A 1839-nucleotide genomic window follows, 5' to 3' on the forward strand; every position below is an offset into this window, starting at 1 on the left:
GCATTACGCCTTAAACACTAAATTCACCGCAAACTAAAAATGCCACGCGTTGTTTGTCGGTTTGAAGCTTTTGTTAGCTATTAGACAGCCTTGATGCAGCTATATATGCCAACACCGAAAAAATGGCAACAACTATAAAGCAAGGTAAGACATACTCAAATATGTATGGTGCATTAGCGACTCTTTGTTCTTCACTCATGTATGGGAACGATAACTTTCTATATGCAACTAAGAATACTCCGAAGTTTATACCACCTACTAGAAAGACACTGATAAAAAGGGAGATGATTTTTTTCATTTATTTCACCTCCCAAAACCAAACTTCACGACTATCATTGAAGTCAGACACCACACCAAAGAACTCATACACGGATCGTCTAAACATTCCACCGCTAGTAATTTTGTCCTTATTCCATAAATCAATATGATCTCCACTTCGGTTAGAAAATGCTTCGTTCCCTCTCTGCCAATAGTCTTTGAAGAAAATAATCCCTGTTCGACCATCTAGGTCATCGGAAAATGTTGAAGGGTTTATTTTCTCTCGTTTTCCAACAAACGATAGATTGGATTTGTTGAGCCAGTGTGCCATTTCTTGCGCTCGAATAATGTGTTTTGAACCTGAATGAGACCAACACTTGGTCACTTTAGCACTTTTTGTTGAAATCCCTGTCCTTATGAAAGCTTCACTAAGCAAGATAGCACAGTAATTATCAAAGGGTCTTGTGCCGTTTGGTTGCTTGTTCTGACAGCGACCTCGCATAACATCACCATCAGGAAACTTTTCCCATAGTTCCTTAAATTTAGGCATAATCATTTCTCTGTAAACGTTATTTGTTTAGAGAATATCAACTCGAAAATAAGTCACCTATTTATCAATATTTATTTTGCGACACAGCCTGCGGTTCCAGCCAATAGCTAACGCCCTGTTAAGGGGTGAGTAACGCAATACTGAAGCCGCCGCATACCACCCTAAACACTAAAACCAACGCACAGTAAAAATGCCACGCGTTGCGAATCCCACTTGAACAGTTTGTTATGAGTACGGGTTCTAGAAACTGCTATTTTTTCTAAACCAACACTCTAGATTATCGCAACGATATTCTCCGTTTTTCTCTGTGGCATGTAACAGAGTTAACGGTCGAAAGTTGGAGTTACTATCCAAGTTTAGATTTACGAAATCATACATGTACCAAAGAATTTCTGATTGCTCAATCTCTTCTTTATCACCGCCAACAATTACTACACACCATTCATCAACGATGTAGTCCGATTCTTTGAATCTATTCTCTATATTGTCGATAACTGACTGGTTAAACAGACCTTTCTTGATTAAGTTTTGCATCCAAAAGTAGTTTTCATTGTCTTGAAAATACTGCGTTTCGGTCAAAAATGTATATAACTGAAGTTGCCCCAAAACAGCCCATTTATTGAACTCAGAGCTTCCCCACTTTTTGACTTCTATTATGCTTATACCGCCCTCAGGAGATATTCTGAGGATATCAGGTCTGGCTAGCTTGTCATGAATGACATCTGTGCCATAAGGGGTATACGCTTCTTCAATGTATATATCTTCGGGCCATGCCGATCTCATCCAATCACATATTAGTTCTCGCCATTTTGTCTCATGCATACACATATCAATAGTACTCATAACGCCGCGTTAAGTGGTGAACAACGCTACCACCGAACCTAAACCAATGTGCCGTAAACACTAAAGCTGATTCAAACCAAAACTGCCAAGCGTTGTGAATCCGTCTTAAACGCTTTGTATGGATAATAAGCTCTCCAATCGGGTAAGGTGAGACCCAGACTTTAGCTGCAACTAAAGTTCTTCTATCT

General features: G+C 39.4%; 3 protein-coding genes. All 3 read right to left on the minus strand.

Going from position 1 to position 1839, the window contains the following annotated elements:
* Positions 1–298: 298 nt before the first annotated feature.
* The gene (locus tag Q8W40_RS27875) at positions 299–808 is read right to left on the minus strand and encodes a type VI secretion system amidase effector protein Tae4 (protein WP_305402086.1); all 510 of its coding nucleotides are present in this window, start codon (positions 806–808) and stop codon (positions 299–301) included.
* A gap of 240 nt (positions 809–1048) precedes the next feature.
* Positions 1049–1591 carry a hypothetical protein gene (locus Q8W40_RS27880; RefSeq protein WP_305402087.1) on the minus strand — a complete coding sequence of 181 codons (543 nt, stop codon included), beginning with the start codon at positions 1589–1591 and terminating at the stop codon, positions 1049–1051.
* 46 nt (positions 1592–1637) lie between these two features.
* Positions 1638–1839, minus strand: a 202-nt coding sequence (locus Q8W40_RS27885) for a hypothetical protein (RefSeq protein WP_305402088.1), incomplete at its 5' end; no start/stop codon positions are given.

The organism is Vibrio penaeicida (assembly GCF_030689305.1).
GTDB classification, from domain to species: Bacteria; Pseudomonadota; Gammaproteobacteria; order Enterobacterales; family Vibrionaceae; genus Vibrio; species Vibrio penaeicida_B.

Coding starts and splice junctions, on each gene's coding strand:
- Q8W40_RS27875 (WP_305402086.1), bottom strand. CDS start 808: ATGCCTAAATTTAAGGAACTATGGGAAAAGTTTCCTGATGGTGATGTT.
- Q8W40_RS27880 (WP_305402087.1), bottom strand. CDS start 1,591: ATGAGATCGGCATGGCCCGAAGATATATACATTGAAGAAGCGTATACC.